Origin of the sequence: Peribacillus sp. NPDC096540 (assembly GCF_050278525.1) — a bacterium.
Lineage (GTDB): Bacteria > Bacillota > Bacilli > Bacillales > DSM-1321 > Peribacillus.
On record NZ_JBNNTG010000021.1, the window covers coordinates 22,065 to 44,469 of the forward strand.

Here is a 22,405-nt window from a genome sequence, read left to right on the forward strand (position 1 = left end):
GGAGGAAAGGTTGCTACCACCATAACAAGTAGGCTCGAAGCCTGATTCATATTTATGCCTTTCTTCCATAGGGCTTCATGGTTCAATAGCGGGAAAACAGGTGAATTCCCACCTAAAGCGTTCATTAAAAGGTTGGCAAAAGGGGTTCTATCTAAATGTTAAAACAAAGTTGATTGGAACGAAAGGTGCGAGACTCCTGCGGGAAAAGCGCGTCCAAGGAAGACCCCACAGGCGCAAAGGGCGCCGAGGATGCTCCCGGACCGCCCGCGGAAAGCGAGTGCCCTACGTTCCAATCAACGTTCAAATTTTACAAATCCTCAAAAAAACTGTAGACAAACTCAATTATTTATCGAGTTTGTCTACAGTCTGAAGCATTGGTATAAGTACCAATGCTTTCTAAAATATTAACTTTAACTTCAAAGCTTTACTCTTTGCAGACGAAGTGCATTTATTACAACGGATACTGAACTAAATGCCATGGCAGCACCTGCTAACCAAGGGGCAAGTAGCCCAATAGCCGCAATCGGTATGCCTATTACGTTATAAGCAAAGGCCCAGAATAGGTTTTGTTTAATATTCCGCATCGTTTTTCTACTCATGAGGATAGCATCGGCAATGCTGTTTAAATCTCCACGAATTAAAGTAATATCCGCAGCTTCCATGGCCACATCTGTCCCCGTACCGATAGCCATACCAATATCAGCTAGGGCAAGTGCTGGTGCATCATTGATTCCATCTCCAACCATAGCCACTTTCTTTCCAGCTGCTTGAAGTTTTTTCACTTCTTCCGCTTTCCCTTCAGGAAGTACTTCCGCAATGACCTGGTCAATGCCAACTTGGTTTCCGATGGCATGGGCAGTCCTTTGATTATCACCCGTTATCATGATGACCTGAATATCCATCTCTTTTAACCTTTTTATGGCTGTTTGAGAAGTGTCTTTTATGGTATCCGCCACAGCAATAAGACCTGCATATCCACCATCTATGCTAGCCAGCATCGCGGTTTTGCCTTGCCCCTCAAGGTCTTCCATGGCCGGTAGTGCTTTTGTAATATCCACGTTATTTTGCTTCATTAATTTCCGTGTACCCACCAGTAACACTTTTTGATCCACTACAGCTTTTACCCCGTAACCTGGAATAGCCTCGAACTCCTGAACCACTGCAAGTGATATTTTCCTTTCTTGAATTCCTTGAACAATTGATTGTGCAAGTGGGTGTTCAGATTGTTTTTCAGCGGCCCCGATAAGAGATAAAAAGTGTTGTTCACCCATTCCATTTTCGATGAGGACATCGGTTAACACTGGTGTACCATTAGTAACAGTTCCCGTTTTGTCTAAAATAACCGTATCAATATGGTGAGTAGTTTCCAGGTGTTCTCCACCTTTAAATAAAACACCGAACTCTGCGGCACGCCCTGACCCGGCCATGATTGATGTTGGGGTAGCCAAACCTAAAGCACACGGGCAAGCTATTACAAGCACCGCAATCATCGCTTCAAAGGCTGGTGTAAATTCACCAGGATTAACCCAGATCATCCATACAAGAAAAGTTAAAAGGGCGATTCCGACAACAATGGGTACGAAAACACCAGAAATTTTGTCAGCAAGTCTTTGAATTGGAGCTTTAGACCCTTGAGCGTCTTCTACCACCTTGATGATTTGCGAAAGAGCGGTATCTCTGCCGATTTTTGTGGCCTTCATTTTGAGAAAACCATTTTTATTCAGGGTTGAACCAATCACAGTATCTCCCATGCCTTTATCTACTGGAATGCTTTCTCCTGTTAACATGGATTCATCGACGGCAGAGTTCCCTTCGACTACCTCTCCATCCACCGGGATTTTTTCACCTGGCTTCACCAAAACTGTGTCTCCAACAATGACTTCTTCTAGAGGTATTTCGCGCTCTTCACCATTCCTCAGCACCAACGCTGTTTTGGCCTGAAGTCCCATCAATTTTTTAATGGCTTCTGATGAACGTCCTTTTGCTTTTGCTTCAAAGAGCTTCCCTAAAAGAATGAGGGTGATAAGGATGGCACTAGTTTCAAAATATAGTTGTGCCGTATGGTGGTGGACTCCAATTGAGATGATCGATTGATAGACACTATAAAAATAGGCAGCAGACGTTCCCATTGCAACTAATACATCCATATTCGCACTTTTGTTTTTCAAAGCCTTATATGCCCCTACATAGAATTGCTTACCAATGATGAATTGTACAGGCGTTGCGAACGCCATTTGCACCCATGGATTCATGAGGAAATCCGGCATATAAATAAACGAAGTAAAACTAAAATGACTTACCATCGCCCATAACAACGGGAATGACAAAATAACGGCGAAAATAAATTTTCTCTTTTGTTTTTGAATTTCTTTCTGGCGAAAATCCACCGATTCCTTGTTATCATCCTTGATGAACGCCCCGTAACCCAACTTTTCCACTCGTTGAATAATATCAATTGGGGAAGCTTCAGAAGGATCATATTCAACGGTCGCGTTTTCAAGTGCCAGGTTTACATTAGCCTTGGATACTCCATCCATCTTATTTAGTCCTTTTTCAATACGTGTTGCACAGGCAGCGCAGGTCATTCCCGTAATGGTAAACTCTTTTTTCTCTTTTACCACATCATAGCCAAGATCTTGAATTTTCTTTTCAAAGTCCTGTGGGCTTAACTTTTCTGCATCATAAGTAATGACTGATTTTTCAAGGGCCAAATTAACAGTGGCCTCTTCAACACCTTCCATTCTATTTAACCCTTTTTCAATTCGTGTTGAACAGGCAGCACAAGTCATTCCTGAAATTTGCATACTTGTTTCTTTTATATGGTTGCTCACTTTATCCCCGCCTCTTTATACCACCATGGGGTATAATATATTGTAAAAAAGAAGTGCTATAAAAGCACCCTTATTACTTATTCAACATCGTAGCCTTGATCATCAATGGTTTCTTTTATTTTTTCAAGTGATACTTTTTCATTATCAAACGCAACATCTACTTTTCCTGCGTCTAAATGTACTTTTACACTTTCTACACCCGAAAGCTTTCCTACATTCCCTTCAACTGCATTCACACAATGGCCACATGACATTCCAGTTACTTTCAATGTTACGTTTTCCACCCTAATCACTTCTCCTTTATTTTTTCATTAATTTTTGTATCGTTACTAGCACTTCGTCAATGACCTCGGTATCCCCATCATTCAGTCGGTCTACCACACAATTTCTTAAATGACCTTCTAATAAAATCTTTGCCACACTATTCATGGCACTTTGTGTCGCAGCTATCTGGGTAATAACATCATCACAATAAGTATCTTTTTCGATAAGACCCTTAATACCTCGAATTTGACCTTCGATACGATTTAAGCGAGTTGTTAAATTCTTTTTCACTACTTCAGAGTGATGACTTTTTCGGCCGTGGGAAGAGGTAATACAGCATTCGTCCTTTTCATCTTCAATGAACGCATCTTGCTCATTTATTTTTTTATCCATCTCTCATCCCTCCTTAACATTACAATACCATACCCCCCTATCCTATGTAAAGAGAGAAGTTTATGTGTCAATATTTCTTTATTCTTTGCTTTTTAAGGATATCTATTCCGTGGAAATCTTTTTAACAAAACCACACACAAACTACACAATGCGCAGCTAAACAAAGGATTTAAACTACCTGAGTCTACTAGTCATCCTGGATGCAAATAAAAACACTCACCTCCGGAGAAATGAGTGTTTTAAGATCCTACTACCTTACGCTGGCATAATCCCGATAAAGTTCAAAGGGTATTGATTACCAAACAAATAATCCAACAATCATAGCACTTAACAAGGAAACAGCCATCCCACTAAGCAACAACTTCCAAACATTCCTTCCGATGATGTGCGATTTTTCTTCATCGAGGATAGAATTGAACGTTCCATAAATCATCCCCACTGTACTGAAATTGGCGAATGAGGTGAGATACGTAACTGCCACTGCTACTGTATGCGGAGCCATGCCACTAATTTTATCTTTTAAATCGAGCAAGGCGACAAACTCATTAGTTGCAAGCTTGATTCCCATTAATTGAGCAACATATGTAGCGTCCTGCCCTGATAATCCAAGCAGGAAAGCAAATGGACTAAAGATTACAGAGAAGATTTTTTGAATCGTTAACCCATCCACAAAGAAACCAAATATACCGTTAATGCTGGCCGTTAACGCAACATAACCGATAACCATAGCCATTATGACAATGACCATCTTGACTCCAACCAACATACTGTTAGAAATTGTGGAAAAGAAATCTTTACGTTCCTCTTTAGTAGGAACATAAACGACATCTTCTTCTTTACTGACACTGACAGGGTTAAGCATGTTTGCAATCAGCAATGCATTTAAACAGTTTAAAGGAATGGCGACAAATACATATGTTGCAGGTACCATGGATAAATATGCTCCAATAATGGAACCACTGATACTACTCATACTCATGATTCCAAATGTCAGTAAACGCTGATCTTTTATTGAACTGAGTTGAAGGCGGAGAACGGCAAGTGCTTCGGTATTTCCAAGAAACATCATCTGGATGGAAAAGAAACTTTCAAGTTTTGGCAATCTAGAGACTTTTGAAATGAGCCATCCTACTTTATCGATAATCCATGTGAGTATACCGAAATACGATAATATATCAAAGAACGTTATAATGAAAATAATTGGCATTAAGGCACTGAAAAAGAAATCAACTTGCTCATTTGCCATAACAGACGGAAAGACAAAAGAAATCCCTTCATTTGCACATGAAATCAACCAAGTAAAGAAAGATGCAATTTGATTAATGACCCATGCCCCTATTTTAGTCGATAACATAAACCAAGTAATAAGTAACTCTAACACTAGCAAGGTAAGAATGGCTTTCCATTTAACATTTTTTTTATTAGGTGAACAAAGGTAAACGATGCCCATCACAACTAAAACACCTAGTATATTCAACAAAAAATACATGCTATCATCCCCTTTGATTTATCTTTTCCAATTTATTTAATATAAAAGCATTATTTAATATAAAAAGCCCTTATTTTTCACTCTTTCAGCCGCAGGACAGAAAGAATGAAAAATAAGGGCTTTTAAAAACAAAGTAGCTTGAGTCAAATAAGAACCTTTTATAAGCAGCAATATCAAACTTACTTAGGGAACGAGTGACTTTATACCTGTTAGACCTCTTTTATTTCATACTTCCCTGTAGTCCGGCATTTTTATGGCAGCCAGGTAGAAACTATCAGACCATACCCACTGATATTATACAAGGATATTAATTTAACGCATTTATAGGAATGAGTAACATTGTAAATTAATTTATTTGTAAATACAATACACCCTCTAATAATCGGAATTATTATATTAATATATTTTTTCAGATAATTAATGAAAGAAAACTTATTGTTCCATCAATTAGTTTCATTGTCTTTACAGTATGTTAACCATTACAACTTCTCTTTTACATTAATATCCATTACTTATTCTAAACAATAATATTAGTTGTTAACTACTTCCTAAGGAGCAAAGTCAGCAAGTATCTTATATTAGCTTTTCTATACATTCTCAACATTCACCAACATGATAATCCTCCCGATTCCCTAGATTGTTGAAATGGCTCCGCGAGAATGATCCGAATGTTTACAAAACTTTGCAAAATCATGATTTAGTGTAGAAAATGCCACCTTTGTCCTTCCAGCGGTAAAAAGTTGAATCTCTAGGATTTTTAATTGTTAACCTTCCTTTTAAACCTGTGGCACATTCCACAATACGACTCTTTTACCTATATTTCCTAATTCACTCAACTTAAAGACTATTATTCTAGAATTAAAAAATTGACTTATCTATATTACAAAACTAATATAGATAAGTCAGCTTTATGGAAGGTGGTTTAAGATGAACTATCAGGCACTTTTGCAAATGAATACCATTTTTATTAGTATCTTAATTGAATCCCTTCCCTTCATCCTATTAGGGGTCCTTATATCTGGAATAATCCAAATGTTTGTGTCAGAAGAAATGATCGCAAAGATTATACCGAAAAATCCAGTCTTGTCTGTCTTATACGCAATAGGTGCAGGAGTCTTATTTCTTGCATGTGAGTGTGGAATTGTCCCGATTACCCGCCGCTTAATTGCTAAGGGGGTTCCTCTTTCAGCGGCCATTGCCTTTATGCTTTCTGCTCCTATTCTTAATCCAATTGTTCTGTTTTCCACTTATATTGCGTTTGGGAATAGTTGGAGTATGGTTTTCTATCGTGGCGGAATTGCACTTTTGGTCGTCTTAATTATTGCATGCATTCTACCCTTTCAATTTAAAACAAATCAGCTGAAACATGAACATATCGGACATACAGATCACCATTCTCATACATTTAAAGACAAAGTAAAAGGAATGTTTAGACACTCGATTGAAGAGTTCTTTTCTGTTGGAAAATACTTAATTATTGGCGCACTTCTGGCAGCTGCCATTCAAACCTTTTTGAAAACTTCCCTATTGCTTGAAATTGGTCAAGGAAATCTATCTGGGAATGTAGTTATGATGGCTTTGTCTTATGTCATGTCCTTGTGTTCTCAAGCAGACGCCTTTGTTGCAAGTTCTTTTAGAAGTACCTTTTCGACCTCTTCTCTAGTTGCTTTTCTTGTATTTGGGGCCATGTTCGATATCAAAAATACGATAATGCTTTTAGGTACGTTCAAAACAAAATTTGTTTTATGCTTGATGGCCTATATATTTATTTCCGTACTTGGCTTAACTTTATTGTTTATTTCTTAAAGAGGGTGTTATATATGGTACGTTTATTTATATTACTTGGACTTACTTTTTTATTTATGCATTTACACGCCTCTGGGAATATATCGAAATATATTAATATGGAGTATTCTTATGTTTCACAGATCGCTATCTATATACTTGCTATTTTTACATTAATGGGATCCTATCTTTATTTAAAAGAAGGAGATCAAGAAGAGTGTGAAGAGTGTCATCGAGGACATGATCACTCTCATGAAAACAAGGTTTGGAAAAAAATCATTACTTACTCGCTATTTTTGATTCCTATTTTCACCGGCCTCTTTCTGCCTGTTGCCACAATGGATTCAAATATTGTAGAAAAAAAAGGATTTCATTTCCCTGTATACGATGACACAGATGAATATAGTCAGCACCAATTTCTGCAGCCTGATACGAGTCTTTATTATGGTAAGGATGACTATTTAACTATAATGGACAAGTCGCTCAAAAGCTTAGTTGAACAAAATAGCCTTCATTTAACCGATGAAAACTACCTTAACGATTTAGAAGCCATCTATTACTCTCCTGGAAAATTCACCGGTAAACAAATTACGTTAACCGGATTTTCGTACAATTCAGAAGATGTAGCCAAAAACCAAGTATTTTTGTTTCGTTTTGGGATCATTCACTGTGTCGCAGATTCTGGGGTATTCGGAATGTTAATCGAATTTCCGGAAGGGATGAATCCTAAAAATGATGAGTGGTATTCCGTGACAGGAGAATTAGAAACCATTTATTATCAGCCATTTAAAAAAACCATTCCGATACTCAAAGTATCATCATATAACAAAACCGTTGAACCTAATGACCCCTATGTATATAGATAATATTAGGAACTTAGCCATTAACAGGTAAGGATACGATATCCTTACCTTTCTTTGTTAAAATCCCTGTGTTTCCCCTTACATTTAATAGCTTTTCAAGAGGATAAAATTCCGGAATTTTCTTAAGGACTTGATCCAATGGTTGGGTCATTTTTTTAACGACTTTGTACTAATCAACAATGGTCTGTGCGCTAGGAAAAGCTGTCCGGATGCTATTTACTATAAGACAAAGAGAGCAATCTTAAGATTACTCTCTCTTTTGTTTATGAGTTTTTTATATTCTATTTGTAAACTGAGTTTGTATTTAACGCATTCATTTCAAAAAAAGATTGGCTCTTATTCCCTCTAATATATGTCTGCTTTGTAAATAATCCTGTTCCCGTTCTTGTTCAACCTTTATACGTTGCTCCAGTTTTTGAGCATATAGTGCATAACCGATCCCATGAGCCCGAAACATAGCTTTTTCCATTGCCGACGTGTACGTTAAATCGAGAAAATTAATGAAGAATCAACCCTTTCCATATTTAATATCGTATACAGCCTATCATTGAAAGAGAAAACATGCAAAGCTGCTCTGGACCTGTATTTACTGATATTCGGGCTTCTAAACGATTGGTCTTCATTCAGAGCATGTAAACGCCACATCCCTCCCTCTCCCTTTATTTTCCTTTTTTTATGTCATAAATATTAAAATACTTTTCTTCATCTTTTAATAAAAGTGACTGAATAAAATCTTAGAGTATGGTCTTCAAAATAACCAAAAATGTATTTTCCCTCTATATTTAATTGGGTACCAGTCTAAGAAGGTCAATCAGTAAAACGTGATAAACTTATATTCAAAGCACCATTTAGCCTATAAGTGAGAAAGTCTTTCAACATAGACAAATCAAGGTATATTTTCACTCCTTAATAAATGTCCAGAAGTATATGTATAAAAATCTGTTTATTTTAAATTGACTGTTTTTTTTGTTTGTACTATAGTTATGCCTTTAAGATATATATCTTTTTAGGCAATAAAGAAATCAATTTTGAAATAGAACTCCTACCGGTTCATGCAATTTATGAAAGAGATTTAAGTGATAAGTTAGGTGTAAGTAGAGCCCCTGTAAGCGAATCCCTATCTTGTTAGAAAGAGAAAAATGGATAATTTCAAAGCCACGAGTTGGTACGTTTATTAATGGACTTACAGAAGAAAATGTAATTGGGAATACGAATTATTTTTGGCCGCTTCTAACAAAAAAATATGTGGAAATATTACGGCAGAACTAATAAAAGTTTTAGGAGTGAATAATATGAATTATTTAGTATTTCAGATGGAATTAGGTGTTGGGAATCCAGAAAAAAATAGGGAAAACATTGAACGTTGGTTACAAGCTAACTACACTGATGATTTGGATGTTGTAGTACTTCCTGAAATGTGGTCAACGGGTTATGCATTAGAAGAATTGGAAGAAATATGCAAAGTGGATGGTAAGCAATCAATTGAATTTTTACAATCACTGGGTAAGAGGTTTAATGTAAACTTAGTAGGTGGCTCGATTGCCGTATTAGAAGGGAAAGATATCTTTAATCGAGCCATAATTGTAAATCGAATGGGTGAGATTGTTCACACATATGACAAGATGCACCTTGTTCCTATGTTAGATGAGCCCAAGTTTTTAACGGGCGGCCATAATCAAGTTAAAGTATTCGAACTTGAAGGAGTGAAGATGGGGATTATCATTTGTTACGATTTACGATTCCCTGAAATTATTCGTGACTTAGCATTACAAGGTATTCAAGTGTTACATATCGTAGCAGAATGGCCACTCGCAAGGGAAACACATTGGAACATATTACTTCGTGCGCGCGCAATTGAGAACCAAATGTATGTTGTTGCATCAAATGTGGTGGGGACAAAGTTAGGAGTGGAATTCGCAGGTTCCTCACAAATTGTAGATCCCTGGGGAGACGTTATTCAGAAATTAGATCAAGAAGTTGGTGAATTAAGGGCTACTTTAGATTTAGAGAAAGTACCGCAAATAAGAAAAGAAGTTCCTATATTCGATTCCAGAGTACCAGAGAAGTATAGAAAGTTATAAAGTAGAAGCTACTTTAGAGTTCAATCTTTGAAGTAGCTTTTTAGGTTTAATAATAGTTCTAAGCCACTTGTAACACCTAGAGTTTCATGGTAGTTCAATAGGCAAAAAATTTACATAAAAAAAACCCTTAGTTACTCTCATAGGGTTGGTTTGTATCTCTTTTTATTTGAGTTTCTAACCCAATATACATGAAATTAGGCTTATATACTTACCTTTTCTCTATCTGTAAGGTTAAGTAAACTCCCTTAAAACCTTTTTTATATTTTCTAATTTCTGGTGATTTAGTTTCAGCATTCCATGCCCTTCTTGAGTCTTTGGTTTGCCCAGTGAAACTGTATTATTTAAGAGTTCATTAAATTCTTCTACCTCTGTTAACTTACGACCAAGTTTTGTTTCAAATTTATTTATCAAAAGCGCAACAGCCCCAGACACATGTGGTACAGCCATGGATGTACCTGATAAGACGGCAAATTGGTTACCAGGAAAGGTTGATACAATTTTCTCCCCTGGGGCCACTAAATCCACTTCACCATTAGAATTACTAAATCTGGATATACGTTCACGCAGGTTAACTGAGCCTACTGCCACAACTTCCTGGTATGCAGCTGGATAACTGTACTCGTTTGTTTCGGCATTTCCATCGCCTTCATTACCCGCGGCACACACGACCATTATATTAGATTGAACGGCGTTTATAATCGACGAATGTAAGGCCGGGTCATCATCCGGTCCCCCTAATGACATAGAGATAACCCGTACTTTTTCACCATTAGGGCCTGTCCAATTGACAGCGTAATTAATAGCTGAAGTAATGCTTTCTGTTGTTCCTTCTCCTGATCCATTTAAAACCTTAAGTACCAGCAACTTCGCTTTAGGTGCTGCACCTACAACTCCAAAACCATTTTCTGCTGCTGCAATGGTTCCGCTGACATGAGTCCCATGTCCGTTATTATCGGCAAAGTTGAAAGGATCACCATAATAATCTTCCGTGAAATTATATCCTCCAATAATTTGACCAATTAAATCAGGGTGATCTGGTTGGCATCCTGAATCGATTACGGCTACTACTATGTTCTCACCCTTAAACCCTTCTCTCCAAATAGAGCGTGCACGAATCATTTTAATACCTCTTGGAACTTCCGAAGTGGTTTCTGTTATTCCTTCTACTTGGAAGGGTACTAATTGAATATTTGGCAATTCTAGCCTCTCCCTTCATATTGACCCTAAAACGGGCGGAAGCATCGCCTTTTTTTGTCATGACAAATAAGGGAAACCACACTTAAAACCCGTTTGGGAAAGCTGAATCCAATAACATTGATTTCAGCCTTTCTTTATCCTATGAATGGAGACAAGCTTTTGCTATAAACCTTAGTCTAATTTGATATTTTAGTTTACTTAGGCAAAGATTGTTTTATATATAGGAGAGAAAACCCACATTCAGTCAGAACCTTAGTAAAAATATTTATTACATAAACGACCTTATCGGAAAGGAAAAAAAGCTCCATCATCGGAGCTTTCAGACTGTAGACAAACTCGATAGTAATGGAGATTGTCTACAGTTTTTTGAGGGGTTGTAAAATTTGAACGTTACTTTCCACTCCAGGCACTCGCTTTCCGCGGGCGGTCCGGGAGCCTCCTCGGCGCCTTTGCGCCTGTGGGGTCTCCCTTTGACGCGCTTTTCCCGCAGGAGTCTCGCACCTTCCGTTCCAATCAACTTTGTTTTAACAATTAGATATAACCGCTTTTGCCTACAATCTTTTTGGTTTTAAAATAGGAGTATTAAAACTTGAGGTGATGACGATGCTTTCGAAACATAATTCTATTCAGCGAGATCAACTTGAAATGATTACTTTGTATCAACTGGTGCCAGCGAACCATTTGGTTCGTAAAATTGAGGCGGCCATTGATTTCTCTTTCATTTATGACTTGGTGAAAGATATGTATTCAACGGTCGGGCGCCCAAGTATTGATCCAGTTATTTTAGTTAAATTGACATTCATTCAATATACCTTCGGTATTTCGTTCAATGCGTAAAACAATTGAAGAGGTTGAAACGAATATGGCATACCGTTGGTTTTTAGGTTACGGTTTCCATGATAAAGTACCTCACTTCTCAACGCTCGGGAAAAATAATGAGCGTCGCTTTAAAGATACAGACCTGTTTGAACAGATTTTTTATCGTATCTTAATGACAGCTTTAGAAAGAAAGTTAATAAGTGCAGAGCACGTATTCGTTGATTCCACACATGTGAAAGCCAGTGCGAATATGCTAAAATCCGAAAAGAAAATCGTTCGTAAGGAAACACGAGCATATCAAGGACGCCTTCAAGAAGAAATAAATCAAGATCGTGAAAACAATGGAAAGAAGCCTTTTCCACAGGATAAATTTGATAAAGAAGAAACCAAAGAGATTAAAGAAAGTACAACTGATCCTGAGAATTGCTACTATGTAAAAGATGAACGAACAAGTACTCAACAACAATAAAGAGGGATATCGCGAGTACAAATCTCCCAAATACATTTGTAAGACATGTTCATTTTTATCACAGTGTACAGAAAGCAAAGACCATCAAAAAGTGGTGACGCGCCATATCTGGCAAGAAAATATCAAAAGGGGTTCGGAATTAAAACATTCCGAACCCCTTTTGTCGACAAACTGAAAGATCCCTGATCGGTAGCTTTTGCTCTTCCATTATAAAAACCATCATGATTACCTATATCATGCATAAATTCAAATATGGACAAGGTAAAGGGTGAATAATTGATGACTAAACGAACTCCTTTTAAAAGAACTATGATTTTTAACAATGCCGCATTCATTACAAAGATATTGGGACCCCAAACGGAATAGTAAACTTAGCATCTCCGGATCCTCTGCCGAAAAAGCAACTTATGAAACAAGTTTGTATATCTGATTTTGCTCCTGTTTTCTTGATAGGTACGTAATTATTCCCACTTATTTCTCTTTTTGTTTGTCTTCCCAAGGCTCAAATGAAAATGGAATTCCAATCATTTTAGCAGTCAATTCATCATAAGAAACTAAATCTTTTTTTGACAACTCCTTTAAAGAGCGTTTCCCCATCGCTCTTAATGCCATTTTCATTTCTTCTATACTTGCTGTAAAGAATTTCTCTGCTGCTTTTACTCCATCCTCTATCTTAAATTGATCCTTGAATTTACCTTGATTCCAAACAACTTGTGTAGGTGGTTCAAAGGGAAGAGCCTTCAATGCTTGATTATGTGAGACAGCAAATAATATGGCAGATCCTACATAAACAGCATCAGCACCGAGTGCAAGTACTTTTAAAAAGTGCCCGGGTACTAATAGCCCTCCTGAGACAATTAAACTAATTTGACCCTTCATTTTTCTCTTTTCTAAATGATTAACAGCACGGACAACTGCGTGCAATGTCGGTATTCCCATGTCATCGGATAAAATGGGTGGTGCACCGTGTGTGGCTGCTTGGCCGCCGTCAATCGTAATAAAATCAACACCGAGTTCAATTAAATGATCTATATCTTCTTCAATTTTTCCACCTGCCGCCATTTTTACACCAATGGGAACACCACCAGATATGCTCCGAAGTTCATTAACAAGTTTTTTAATATCTTTTAATGTTTGATTTTCAAAAAAATGTTCAAAAATGACTCCATCTTCATTTTCTTTAAGCCCCATCACTTCACGAGCCCGACCTGTTAAATTTTTGGGTGAGATTTTCCCACCCATTCCAACTAGTGCGCCTTGTCCAAACTTAATTTCAATCATATCGGCACGCTTAATAAGATCTTCTTCTTTTGACCATTCTGTTTTTGAAAACTGTAAAATATATTTTCCTGCTTTATCTAATTCTTCAGGTATTACTCCGCCTTCTCCGGAATTAATCGCGGTTCCTACATTTTTCGCTGCTTCCGCCAAAGAAAGCCTAGTTTGTTCACTAAGTGCGATACCATAGGCCATTGCTGTAATCATAAGTGGAATTTTTATTTTCATTGGTTTTTTTGCTTTTGGCCCAATAGTTACCTTAACATCAACGTCTTCTTCCCCATCAATAGGAAACGGTGTCGTTTGTGCAGGGATAAAGGTAATTGGATCTAAATGCGGCCATTTTTTTGAAGAGCCAAGTGGGCGATGCAGGACGTCCCCTGTTTCTGCACGCAAGCTATTTTCAAGCATATTTTGAACGCCCATATGCCTTAAGCCTGGCATCAACTCCATAATATTTTCTTGATAGCTGTCGGTTAAAATGATTTTCCCCATCTTCTTAACTATACGTTTCATAATCCAACGCCAACCAACTAGCATAAATAAAAATAGGACAAATATTATTGCAATCATCGCAAAAGATAAATAGGATAGAATGTTCGACATATTCACTTCTCCACTATCAAATTAATTAAAAGTTCAGCGTTGTTGTTATTTACTATAAAAGGTAAAATATGTTATTTTATTTAGATATCACTCACCACGTTATAGGGTGAAAGTCAATACAAGTGAGTAATTGAAAAATACTTGTAGTTATAAAAACAACACCAAATGATTTTCTAATTTTTTTCACACTTAACTAGTTGATTAAAAATAAAGGAGATACTTTTCATGAACTTACTAGATGACAACGCTCACCGTCCTTGGCCAATACCTTCAAAAAAATGGATTATGCGACAATCTTGGAGAAATCTCTTGTTTACCCATTGGCCTATACCAGCTGAAACCCTGAGGCCTCATATTCCTCCTCATTTAGAAATTGACACCTTTGATGGATATGCCTGGTTAGGAGTTATTCTCTTCGTTATGGAAGGAATTTATCCTCGCGGATTGTCTTTATCACTAACCCCTAAATTTTCAGAAATCAATGTAAGGACATATGTTCAATGTGATGGTAAACCCGGTATCTTTTTCATGTCTCTTGACGTCGAGGACTGGGCCTCCTATACAATAGCCAAGAAATGGTTTCGTTTGCCCTATTATTCTGCACAAATTTATTTTGAAAAAAAAGGACAAACCTTTCATTGTCAAAGTATCCGAAATGGAAAAACAAATACTTCAATTGGATTTAATGCAAAATACACTCCGATATCAGAAGTTATTTTCCCTAAAAAAGGAACTTTAGACCATTGGCTCACTGAACGGTATTGCTTGTATAGTACGGATAATGGAGTCAATATCTATTGCGGAGAAATACACCATCGTCCTTGGCCGTTACAAAAAGTAGAGGCAGAAATATATAGTAATACACTTTTTACTCCCTTTAATTTTGATCTTACTGAAATCAAACCAATTTTTCATTTTTCTGAAGGTGTTGATACACTTATATGGAATATTAAGAAAACACGGTTCTAGTTAAAAAGGTTCCTAAGGATTATTCATATCTTTCGAATTTGGGGATTAAGAAACTTCAATACACAAGATCCCCTCACAACTAATACTTACGTACCTAGCGAACCACTTTCTGGTAATCCTATTTCTTAATGAGTACTATGCAGATAATTAATTTAAAAAGAAAAGATTTTGGTTATATCAGACGACGAAATTTTAGATGGAGCATACTCTCATTTTCTGAAGTAATTTTTGGGAGCACAAGAGTTAAAATATATAAAATTTAATGAATCGCAATTATCCCCTCTTATGGTTATTAAATTTGGCAAGAGGAAAGTTTATTTAACGTAGTCGTATTAATCCACTTTTACATGCAAATAAAAAGAATCCATTTTATTTAATGAGCAGCTCTTAATGGCCGTTCCGATACTATCTTATAACGACTACAAAAATAATCCTTAGCGAGTAAGTAATTTTGAACCTCCCTGCAATATACATAAAAATTATTAAACATTATCTTGTAATACAAGGTATATAACTTTATAATAACCCTATACCTTGTATTACAAGATATAGAAAGAGGTGACATTCATTTGTCCACTACACAGATGATGAAAGGGATATTGGACGGGTGTTTATTGGCAATCATCAAAGATAAAGAAGTATATGGGTATGAGTTAGCTGAAAAATTAGAGGGATATGGATTTAATTCATTTAGCGAGGGGACCATTTACCCTTTACTGATGCGTATGCAAAAAGAAGAACTGGTAACATCAACATTAAAAAAATCAACTGCTGGTCCTAAAAGAAAATATTATTCACTTACACGAAAAGGAGAACAGGAATTAATAAACTTTATGGAACGATGGGATTATTTGCAGGGCAATGTCAATCGGGTTTTAAACCATGAAGCAAAAAAAAATTAGTTTTAATAATAAAAAAAGGGGATGAAGAATTGAAAAGTAATGCTGCAAACCTATCTACTAAAAGCAAATCTTTCTTAGAGGATCTTCGAGTATATTTATTTTCCAGCGGCAAGAATTCAGATGGCATTGAAAGTATTGTGGAAGAATTAGAGGTTCATCTTATGGAAGCAGAGAAAAAAGGGAAGTCAATCGACAACATTATTGGCCAATCACCTAAAGAATACATGGATCAGCTATCAAACGAGATGACTACTGATTACAAATCATGGTTTAAATATATCGTCATTATCATTTTTGGTGCTTTTTCTTTCACAATAATCAATGATTTATTCAAAGGAAACCTTTCCTATTCTCTACTGGAACTAATCGGTCATATAAGTATTGCTGCGATTTTTATATTGGGCATTTTTAGTGCGTTTAAGTATATTTCTGCAAACAGTATTTCAAGAGTAAAAGAATTTGCAATTTATTATGTACTTGGAATGCTTCCGCTTGGTCTGTTTATTGGCTTGATTTTCTTAAATAGAACAATTGAAACGCCTGTGATTCAATTTGGGACTACGGGGACGATTATTACAGCAATTATTACTTTTGTAATTCTTATGGCAATCTCGTGGTGGGCTAGATCATGGGTCATCATTATTATTTTAGCACTTTTATCATTACCGGATTATTTGCTAAGACAATTTGCACTTCATGAAGATACCCAATTAATAGTAGGTACACTTATTAGCTTTGGAGGCATTGCAGTATATCTTTTAATTTCGAGAAAAATGAGCACAACTTGATTAACAGTAGGTCCAATATTTAAGTGAAAAAAGGTATGAGGTGATTAACCTCTTACCTTTTCTCAGACTATAAAAGAATATGAGTCATCCGACTGAACGATATTTTCATCTGTTTTTACATTGTTCCATATAAATAGAATTACAAAAATAATTACGGCTGAACACCTTCTTTAGAGGCAAAAGCACCTCTATATCGTGCAGCAGGGTGACGCTCGCTGAGACGATTTACTCCAAAAAGCTTATGACGAAGTGTAGCTGGTTCACCGTGCTCAGCACGAGCTAAACCACGCTGGCGAAGAACAGGCATTACTTGATTGATAAACTCTTCATAAGAACCAGGAATGGTTGCATTTATTACATTGATTCCATCGACGCCTGCATCGCTCCACAGTTCAAGCTGGTCTGCAATTGTTTCAGGAGTCCCTACGATACGTGTCGTTTTACTACGCATTTGGACAATGTCTTTAACAACAGGCGTACGTCCTGGTGTGCTTTGCTTTAACCATTCGAATGTGCTTCTTACTCCCTCAGTTTCGATATTTTCAAGCGGTGTATCAAGCCCAACATTTCCTAGGTCAATCCCCATACCCCCTGCCATATGAGCGATCATCATATCGAAATCAACCTTATTATCTAGTTCGTATTCTTTACGCCGAGCGTCTTCCTCGGTCTCACCAACGACGAAAGACAACCCTTGATAAAAGTGAATATCATTACCATCCCGACCATTTTGAATAGCAATACGTCGAGTATCATTGATTAGCTTACGAGCATTTTCAGGATCAGGTGCTACAATAAAGACTGCCTCAGCATTACTGGCCGCAAAGTCTCGGCCTGCAGGTGATGATCCTGCTTGAAACAACACTGGCGTTCGCTGTGGTGATGGTGCAACAAGATGCGGACCTTCGACTTTATAGCGTTCACCAACATGGTTTATTTTATGAACTTTTGCTGGAGCTGCATGAATTCCACTCTCTCGATCTTGTAATAGCGCTCCCTCATCCCATGAACCTTCCCAAAGTTTATACAAAACATCTACATATTCCTCCGCCCATTTGTATCGCTCATCATGTGGGACAAGTTCATCGTAACCAAAGTTACGAAAAGCATTCTCCAACGAACTAGTAACCATATTCCAAGCTATACGCCCCTTAGAGATATGATCGAGCGTTGAAACTCGGCGAGCAAAATTAAAGGGAGGTTCCTGCAGAGGAGCTGCCGTAAAAGCTAACCCTAGATGTTTTGTATTCACTGCAAGAGCCGACATTAAAACTATTGGATCATTACTGGGTATTTGCAAACCGGATTCAACATGAAAATCCCAACCGCCACGGTGGTCACCGTACAAACCGATTACGTCTGCGAAAAAAATGGCATCAAAGCCACCCTCCTCAAGTCTCTTAGCCAAAGAAACCCAAAGGTCTACATCGTTAAAGTTCAACTGATGACCTTCTTCATCACGCCACATTCCGTGAGTGATGTGAGATGCAGTATTCATTACAAAAGCAGAAAATGAAAGGGGTTTAGTCATGTTATTTCGTCTCCATTCTTTGAAATAAATTCATTTTTTCAATTTTCACAAGCCTTAAAAAACACGTGTTTGGTTTTCATCAAAACACTCTCTCTAGTCATTAATTTGAAATAATGCTTTCTACATAACTACGAACCTTCTTTTCTGTTAGTTCTCCAGAAATGGTTTGAGTAATCTCACCATCTTCATTAATTAAATATGTAATAGGGAGATTATTAACCTTATATTGCTCAATAGCTTCCCCGGTCCGATCAAGTAAAATGGAAAAACTCAGTTTTTTTTCTGAGACAAATGGACTGACTATGATTCTTGGTTCTTGCGCATTTACAGCTAGAATTTCAATTCCCTTATCCTCATATTCCTGATGGACGTTATTCAAATATGGCATCTCCTTTTCACAAGGTGGGCAATAGGTTGCCCAAAAGTTAAGTATCACACCTTTTCCACGATAATCTGAAAGTTTCACTTCATTACCATTTAAATCTTGCAAAGTAAAATCAGGAGCAAGATTACTTTGATCTATAGTTACGGCTTCTTTTTTAATAATTAAATTCGTGTAAATTGTATAACCAAGTCCTAACACTAAAATCGCAGTCACTAAACTTTTTATAAAGAAATTCACTGGCTTTTTTTCTTTACTCATTAGAATGCCCTAGCTCCTCTCAATTACTTACCTGGAAAGATAGTTCCGGCATTTCATGCAAAGTTTTATAGCTAACATGTGCAATCACTTTTTTCTGTCCTTGATCAAAAAACTTTGTTTCTAACAAATACTTTCCATCTCCCTTATTTTTAGGAAAGACTGATCCAATTGATATTCCATTTTCAATAATTTCAAATTGAACATCAGCCTCTTTGCTAACATTTTCGGTCCCATATTTCACTTCTGCAGTAAATGCGACAGCTTCATTGATCTTAATTTTTTTAGGATTACTTTCCAATAATACTTTCAACGACTTCGGTTGCTCTAATTGTTGTTTATTACCTAAATTGGAACATCCTATTAACAAAAAAATTGATAGTATAAATATTATTGATTTCACAAAATAGCTCCTTCATCAAAAGTAAATTCTCTTCTATAATCTATTAAAATCAAAATTGCAGAGAGAACCTCATCATCATTCTTTTAACTAAATTACTTAGTCTTCTTCGTTTCCTATTAGTATTTTTTTCTCTTAATTGGCCTCATTTTTCAAGTTTGTCCAAAAAAGAATACGTTTTTTGATTTTTTCAAAAGTAAACATAACCAATAAGATAACGATACTATTAAAAATTAATCCAGCTAGAACATAATCATATTGAGTAAAATCAGTATAGAACTGGATAAAGTAGCCCATCCCTGATTTAGCTCCAAACATTTCTGCAGTCATTAATATTAGAAAAGATAAATTAAGTGCTGTTCCTGTACCACTTAATATAAATGGCGAACTTGCTGGAATGATTACCTTTAAAATCAAGTCTTTCTGCTGTAACCCGATTGTTTTTGCATTATCCCAAAAATGATTATCAACCAATAACACACCTTGAATCGTACCCAAAAAAATGGGCCAAAAAGCTGCAAGGAACAGAATAAAAATAGACGCTAATTCAAATGTTGGTAACAAAGCAATAGCATATGGAATAAATAATGTTAACGGCAGTGGACTAAAAGCATTGAAAAAGGGTGTTAAGATTTTCCTTGATTTTTGATGAAGACCAAAGAACAGTCCCCCGACAATTCCTAGTAGTAGAGCTAACACAAAACTTGGGACTAATAATTTCATAGAACTTACAAACCCTTGAAATAGTTCAATTAATGCTTTAAAGAATGCCATAACAACTATTTCTGGAGATGGGAAAATAATTGGGCTTAACCAACCCGTGAAATTAGTAATATAAAACCATATGGCGAGTAAAACAATTGTAATTATCGTTGTATATATATAGATAGAAAAAAACTTTTTCATCATATTCTCCTTATCATTTTAAGTCTAAGTTTTGCTCATTATATCTTTGTAATACTTGTTTATAATATTCATCATTTGGATTCCCTTTAATCAGCTCATCTAATGCTTCTTCATACATAGAAAGATCGAAGTGATTTTCAAGATTAATAGTTTCTACGTCTGAAATATACCCAATATCTTGCATTTTTTTCCATGTATTAATAACTTCCCTTTTGTTTGGGTCTGCAGAATTGATTAAATGTTTCTCATTAACTATTTCGTTCACTCTTTCTTCCGGTAATTGTTTAAAAGTAGGTTTCGAGGCTTCCAAATTTTTCTTTGGATTTTCTAATTTCACACGTTCTGCTTTTATTAACCCTTTCATAAATTTCTTATAAGCAACTGCCTTATCACCAGTTATATTGCCTCTTACGGTAACTCGGCAGCAAAGATTATTTGGACTTAGATCATTACTCCAAAAAATAGGTGTTAATCCTAATGCCTCTGTTTTTGTCATATGCCCTGTATTGGAAAGTCCAACATCTACTTTTCCAGAATTAACAGCTTCAAGTACATCTGCCACACTTTTTACTTCTACAAATTCAACATCTTTATGAATATCAATTCCAGCATCATCTAGCGCTGACTTAAAGACAACATCAAGTGTCCCTAAACGAATAGTCGCAATTTTCTTTCCCTTGAAATCTTCTAATGTTTTATATTGACTTGCATTTTCTTTTTTTGTGACAACCGGCTGTCCACCTTCCATATGACCTCCAACAAATTTAAAATCTGCACCTTGGGCAATATAGTTTAAAGGTGTTGCTGTACCAAATGTTAATGCAATATCTATTTTGTCGGCTTGTAAAGCGTCCAATCCCCCACTTGTAAAGGAAACCATTTCCACCTCTAAATTTTCATCCTCAAAAAACCCTTCAGCTCTAGCAATATCTGCTAGAGGTGCTCCATATAATTGACCATATCCAACCTTTAATTTATATGTTTTCTCTTGCGTAGATGCTTTTTCTTCATCTCCATTACAAGCTACTAACGTTAAAACAAAGAACATCACAATACTTAAAATCGACTTTCTTTTTCTCACACAACCATCCTCCTAATCATTTTTACTATTATTTAAATTCCTTCTCCTACTGAACGAATTTCATGACCTTGTTCTAATTTTTCAAATATTCCTTTGTTCATAATGTCTAAAATATAATTTCTTAATTCAATAAACTCTAAACTCTCTATTAACTTTTTACGATTTCTTGGCTTAGGAAAAGGTACATTAATAGTCTCAGCAAGACTTCCAGGTGATCCAGGTGAAAATATCACAATTCGATCCGCTAAAATAATTGCCTCTTCAGCATCATGTGTAACAAATGCGATAGTACGCTGCTGTTCATAATTTACTTGGAGAATCAGATCTTGTAGCTGAATTCTTGTTACTGGATCTAAGGCACCAAAAGGCTCATCCATGAACATTAAATCTGATCCTAAAGAAAGTGCCCTCGCAATTGCTGCACGCTGCCTCATCCCACCTGACATTTCTCCTGGATATTTCTTAAACGCATGACCCAACTGGACTAATAGAAGATAACTTTGGGCTAAGTGCTCCAATTCCTTTTTTGTTTTTGATTTTTTTAATCTCTGCTTTAGAGCAAGAATTATATTTTCTTCTGCCGTTAGCCAAGGGAACAAAGAATAATCCTGAAATACAACTGCACTATCTGGTAGGGATTTTGCTATTGAATGTCCGTTGACAAGTATTTCACCCTTCTTTGGTTGAGCTAACCCTGTTAATAAGCGAAGAAGAGTACTTTTTCCGGAACCGCTAGGGCCCATAAAGACGACAAATTCCCCTTCTTTAATCGTTAGATCTATATTTTTCAGAATTTCTACACCGTCATAATCAAAAGTAATTGACTTAGCTTCAATTTTATTTCGTACATTGACCATTTCTTCATTCACTGTATAAACTCGATCAAGGACTTTTGCCATTATCGATCCTCCAATTCTTTAGATAATTATTACAAATCAAATGTTGGTCAACTGGCCATTGATAAATGGTTTTATGGTGGTATAAAGCTTTCATCCGCCAAACCATTTGCATATTTTGAGAAGAAAATAAACAAAAACCAGAGACGAATTCCGTATTTAGAAACTGTCTCTGGTTATCCAGTAAACAAAATATTAAATTCCAATAAATTTAGTA

Annotated in this window: 19 protein-coding genes, 1 pseudogene and 1 riboswitch; of the genes and pseudogenes, 7 read left to right on the plus strand and 13 right to left on the minus strand. The window is 36.4% G+C overall.

The window, feature by feature from the left end; genetic code table 11:
• Positions 1-416 precede the first annotated feature (416 nt).
• The 4 genes from ACQKMR_RS17570 to ACQKMR_RS17585 all read right to left on the minus strand — a co-directional run bounded on the left by ACQKMR_RS17570 (position 417) and on the right by ACQKMR_RS17585 (position 4,977).
• Positions 417-2,804, minus strand: coding sequence for a heavy metal translocating P-type ATPase (locus ACQKMR_RS17570; protein ID WP_427698510.1), 2,388 nt, complete (start codon positions 2,802-2,804; stop codon positions 417-419).
• A gap of 104 nt (positions 2,805-2,908) precedes the next feature.
• On the minus strand, positions 2,909-3,115 hold the full coding sequence (copZ, locus tag ACQKMR_RS17575) for a copper chaperone CopZ (RefSeq protein ID WP_053345683.1): 207 nt from the start codon (positions 3,113-3,115) through the stop codon (positions 2,909-2,911).
• Positions 3,116-3,131: 16 nt separating this feature from the next.
• The gene (locus ACQKMR_RS17580) at positions 3,132-3,488 is read right to left on the minus strand and encodes a metal-sensitive transcriptional regulator (RefSeq protein ID WP_427698444.1); all 357 of its coding nucleotides are present in this window, start codon (positions 3,486-3,488) and stop codon (positions 3,132-3,134) included.
• 295 nt (positions 3,489-3,783) lie between these two features.
• Complete coding sequence (locus ACQKMR_RS17585) at positions 3,784-4,977, minus strand: nucleoside transporter C-terminal domain-containing protein (protein ID WP_427698445.1); 1,194 nt, start codon at positions 4,975-4,977, stop codon at positions 3,784-3,786.
• A 218-nt stretch (positions 4,978-5,195) separates the two neighbouring features.
• Positions 5,196-5,299: riboswitch (purine riboswitch) on the minus strand.
• Between the two features lie 605 nt (positions 5,300-5,904).
• Between ACQKMR_RS17585 and ACQKMR_RS17590 the strand changes: the two genes are divergently transcribed.
• Together ACQKMR_RS17590 and ACQKMR_RS17595 are read left to right on the plus strand one after the other, a co-directional pair.
• Positions 5,905-6,783, plus strand: coding sequence for a permease (locus tag ACQKMR_RS17590; RefSeq protein WP_427698446.1), 879 nt, complete (start codon positions 5,905-5,907; stop codon positions 6,781-6,783).
• 14 nt (positions 6,784-6,797) lie between these two features.
• On the plus strand, positions 6,798-7,628 hold the full coding sequence (locus tag ACQKMR_RS17595) for a TIGR03943 family putative permease subunit (protein ID WP_427698447.1): 831 nt from the start codon (positions 6,798-6,800) through the stop codon (positions 7,626-7,628).
• 480 nt (positions 7,629-8,108) lie between these two features.
• Here ACQKMR_RS17595 and ACQKMR_RS17600 read toward each other — a convergent pair whose 3' ends face one another.
• Positions 8,109-8,270: a hypothetical protein gene (locus ACQKMR_RS17600; RefSeq protein ID WP_427698448.1), complete on the minus strand. Its 162-nt coding sequence runs from the start codon at positions 8,268-8,270 to the stop codon at positions 8,109-8,111.
• Between the two features lie 647 nt (positions 8,271-8,917).
• Between ACQKMR_RS17600 and ACQKMR_RS17605 the strand changes: the two genes are divergently transcribed.
• Positions 8,918-9,706 (plus strand): carbon-nitrogen family hydrolase, encoded by a 789-nt coding sequence (locus ACQKMR_RS17605; protein ID WP_427698449.1) that lies wholly within the window; start codon positions 8,918-8,920, stop codon positions 9,704-9,706.
• Between the two features lie 231 nt (positions 9,707-9,937).
• Here the strand turns inward: ACQKMR_RS17605 and ACQKMR_RS17610 are convergent, their stop codons facing one another.
• A complete protein-coding gene (locus tag ACQKMR_RS17610) occupies positions 9,938-10,903 on the minus strand; it encodes a S8 family peptidase (protein ID WP_427698450.1) in 966 nt (321 codons plus the stop codon).
• A 603-nt stretch (positions 10,904-11,506) separates the two neighbouring features.
• Here ACQKMR_RS17610 and ACQKMR_RS17615 point away from each other — a divergent pair.
• Positions 11,507-12,342, plus strand: a pseudogene (locus ACQKMR_RS17615) (transposase); the annotation flags it as partial.
• Positions 12,343-12,662: 320 nt separating this feature from the next.
• On the opposite strand, the gene ACQKMR_RS17620 reads toward ACQKMR_RS17615, so the two are convergent.
• On the minus strand, positions 12,663-14,075 hold the full coding sequence (locus ACQKMR_RS17620; protein ID WP_427698451.1) for an FMN-binding glutamate synthase family protein: 1,413 nt from the start codon (positions 14,073-14,075) through the stop codon (positions 12,663-12,665).
• Between the two features lie 225 nt (positions 14,076-14,300).
• On the opposite strand from ACQKMR_RS17620, the gene ACQKMR_RS17625 reads away from it, so the two are divergent.
• From ACQKMR_RS17625 to ACQKMR_RS17635, 3 genes are all read left to right on the plus strand, one after another.
• Positions 14,301-15,044, plus strand: a complete 744-nt coding sequence (locus ACQKMR_RS17625) for a YqjF family protein (protein ID WP_427698452.1) — start codon at positions 14,301-14,303, stop codon at positions 15,042-15,044.
• A 569-nt stretch (positions 15,045-15,613) separates the two neighbouring features.
• A complete protein-coding gene (locus tag ACQKMR_RS17630) occupies positions 15,614-15,946 on the plus strand; it encodes a PadR family transcriptional regulator (protein ID WP_427698453.1) in 333 nt (110 codons plus the stop codon).
• A gap of 29 nt (positions 15,947-15,975) precedes the next feature.
• Complete coding sequence (locus ACQKMR_RS17635) at positions 15,976-16,734, plus strand: HAAS domain-containing protein (RefSeq protein WP_427698454.1); 759 nt, start codon at positions 15,976-15,978, stop codon at positions 16,732-16,734.
• 151 nt (positions 16,735-16,885) lie between these two features.
• Here the strand turns inward: ACQKMR_RS17635 and ACQKMR_RS17640 are convergent, their stop codons facing one another.
• The 6 genes from ACQKMR_RS17640 to ACQKMR_RS17665 all read right to left on the minus strand — a co-directional run bounded on the left by ACQKMR_RS17640 (position 16,886) and on the right by ACQKMR_RS17665 (position 22,191).
• The gene (locus ACQKMR_RS17640; protein WP_427698455.1) at positions 16,886-18,265 is read right to left on the minus strand and encodes an LLM class flavin-dependent oxidoreductase; all 1,380 of its coding nucleotides are present in this window, start codon (positions 18,263-18,265) and stop codon (positions 16,886-16,888) included.
• A 100-nt stretch (positions 18,266-18,365) separates the two neighbouring features.
• The gene (gene resA, locus ACQKMR_RS17645) at positions 18,366-18,908 is read right to left on the minus strand and encodes a thiol-disulfide oxidoreductase ResA (protein ID WP_427698456.1); all 543 of its coding nucleotides are present in this window, start codon (positions 18,906-18,908) and stop codon (positions 18,366-18,368) included.
• A 19-nt stretch (positions 18,909-18,927) separates the two neighbouring features.
• Positions 18,928-19,308: a FixH family protein gene (locus tag ACQKMR_RS17650; RefSeq protein ID WP_427698457.1), complete on the minus strand. Its 381-nt coding sequence runs from the start codon at positions 19,306-19,308 to the stop codon at positions 18,928-18,930.
• A gap of 132 nt (positions 19,309-19,440) precedes the next feature.
• Positions 19,441-20,211 carry an ABC transporter permease gene (locus ACQKMR_RS17655; RefSeq protein ID WP_427698458.1) on the minus strand — a complete coding sequence of 257 codons (771 nt, stop codon included), beginning with the start codon at positions 20,209-20,211 and terminating at the stop codon, positions 19,441-19,443.
• A gap of 13 nt (positions 20,212-20,224) precedes the next feature.
• Entirely contained in the window at positions 20,225-21,292 is a 1,068-nt protein-coding gene (locus ACQKMR_RS17660; RefSeq protein ID WP_427698459.1) for an ABC transporter substrate-binding protein, read from the minus strand.
• Positions 21,293-21,324: 32 nt separating this feature from the next.
• Positions 21,325-22,191: an ABC transporter ATP-binding protein gene (locus ACQKMR_RS17665; RefSeq protein WP_427698460.1), complete on the minus strand. Its 867-nt coding sequence runs from the start codon at positions 22,189-22,191 to the stop codon at positions 21,325-21,327.
• Positions 22,192-22,405 lie beyond the last annotated feature (214 nt).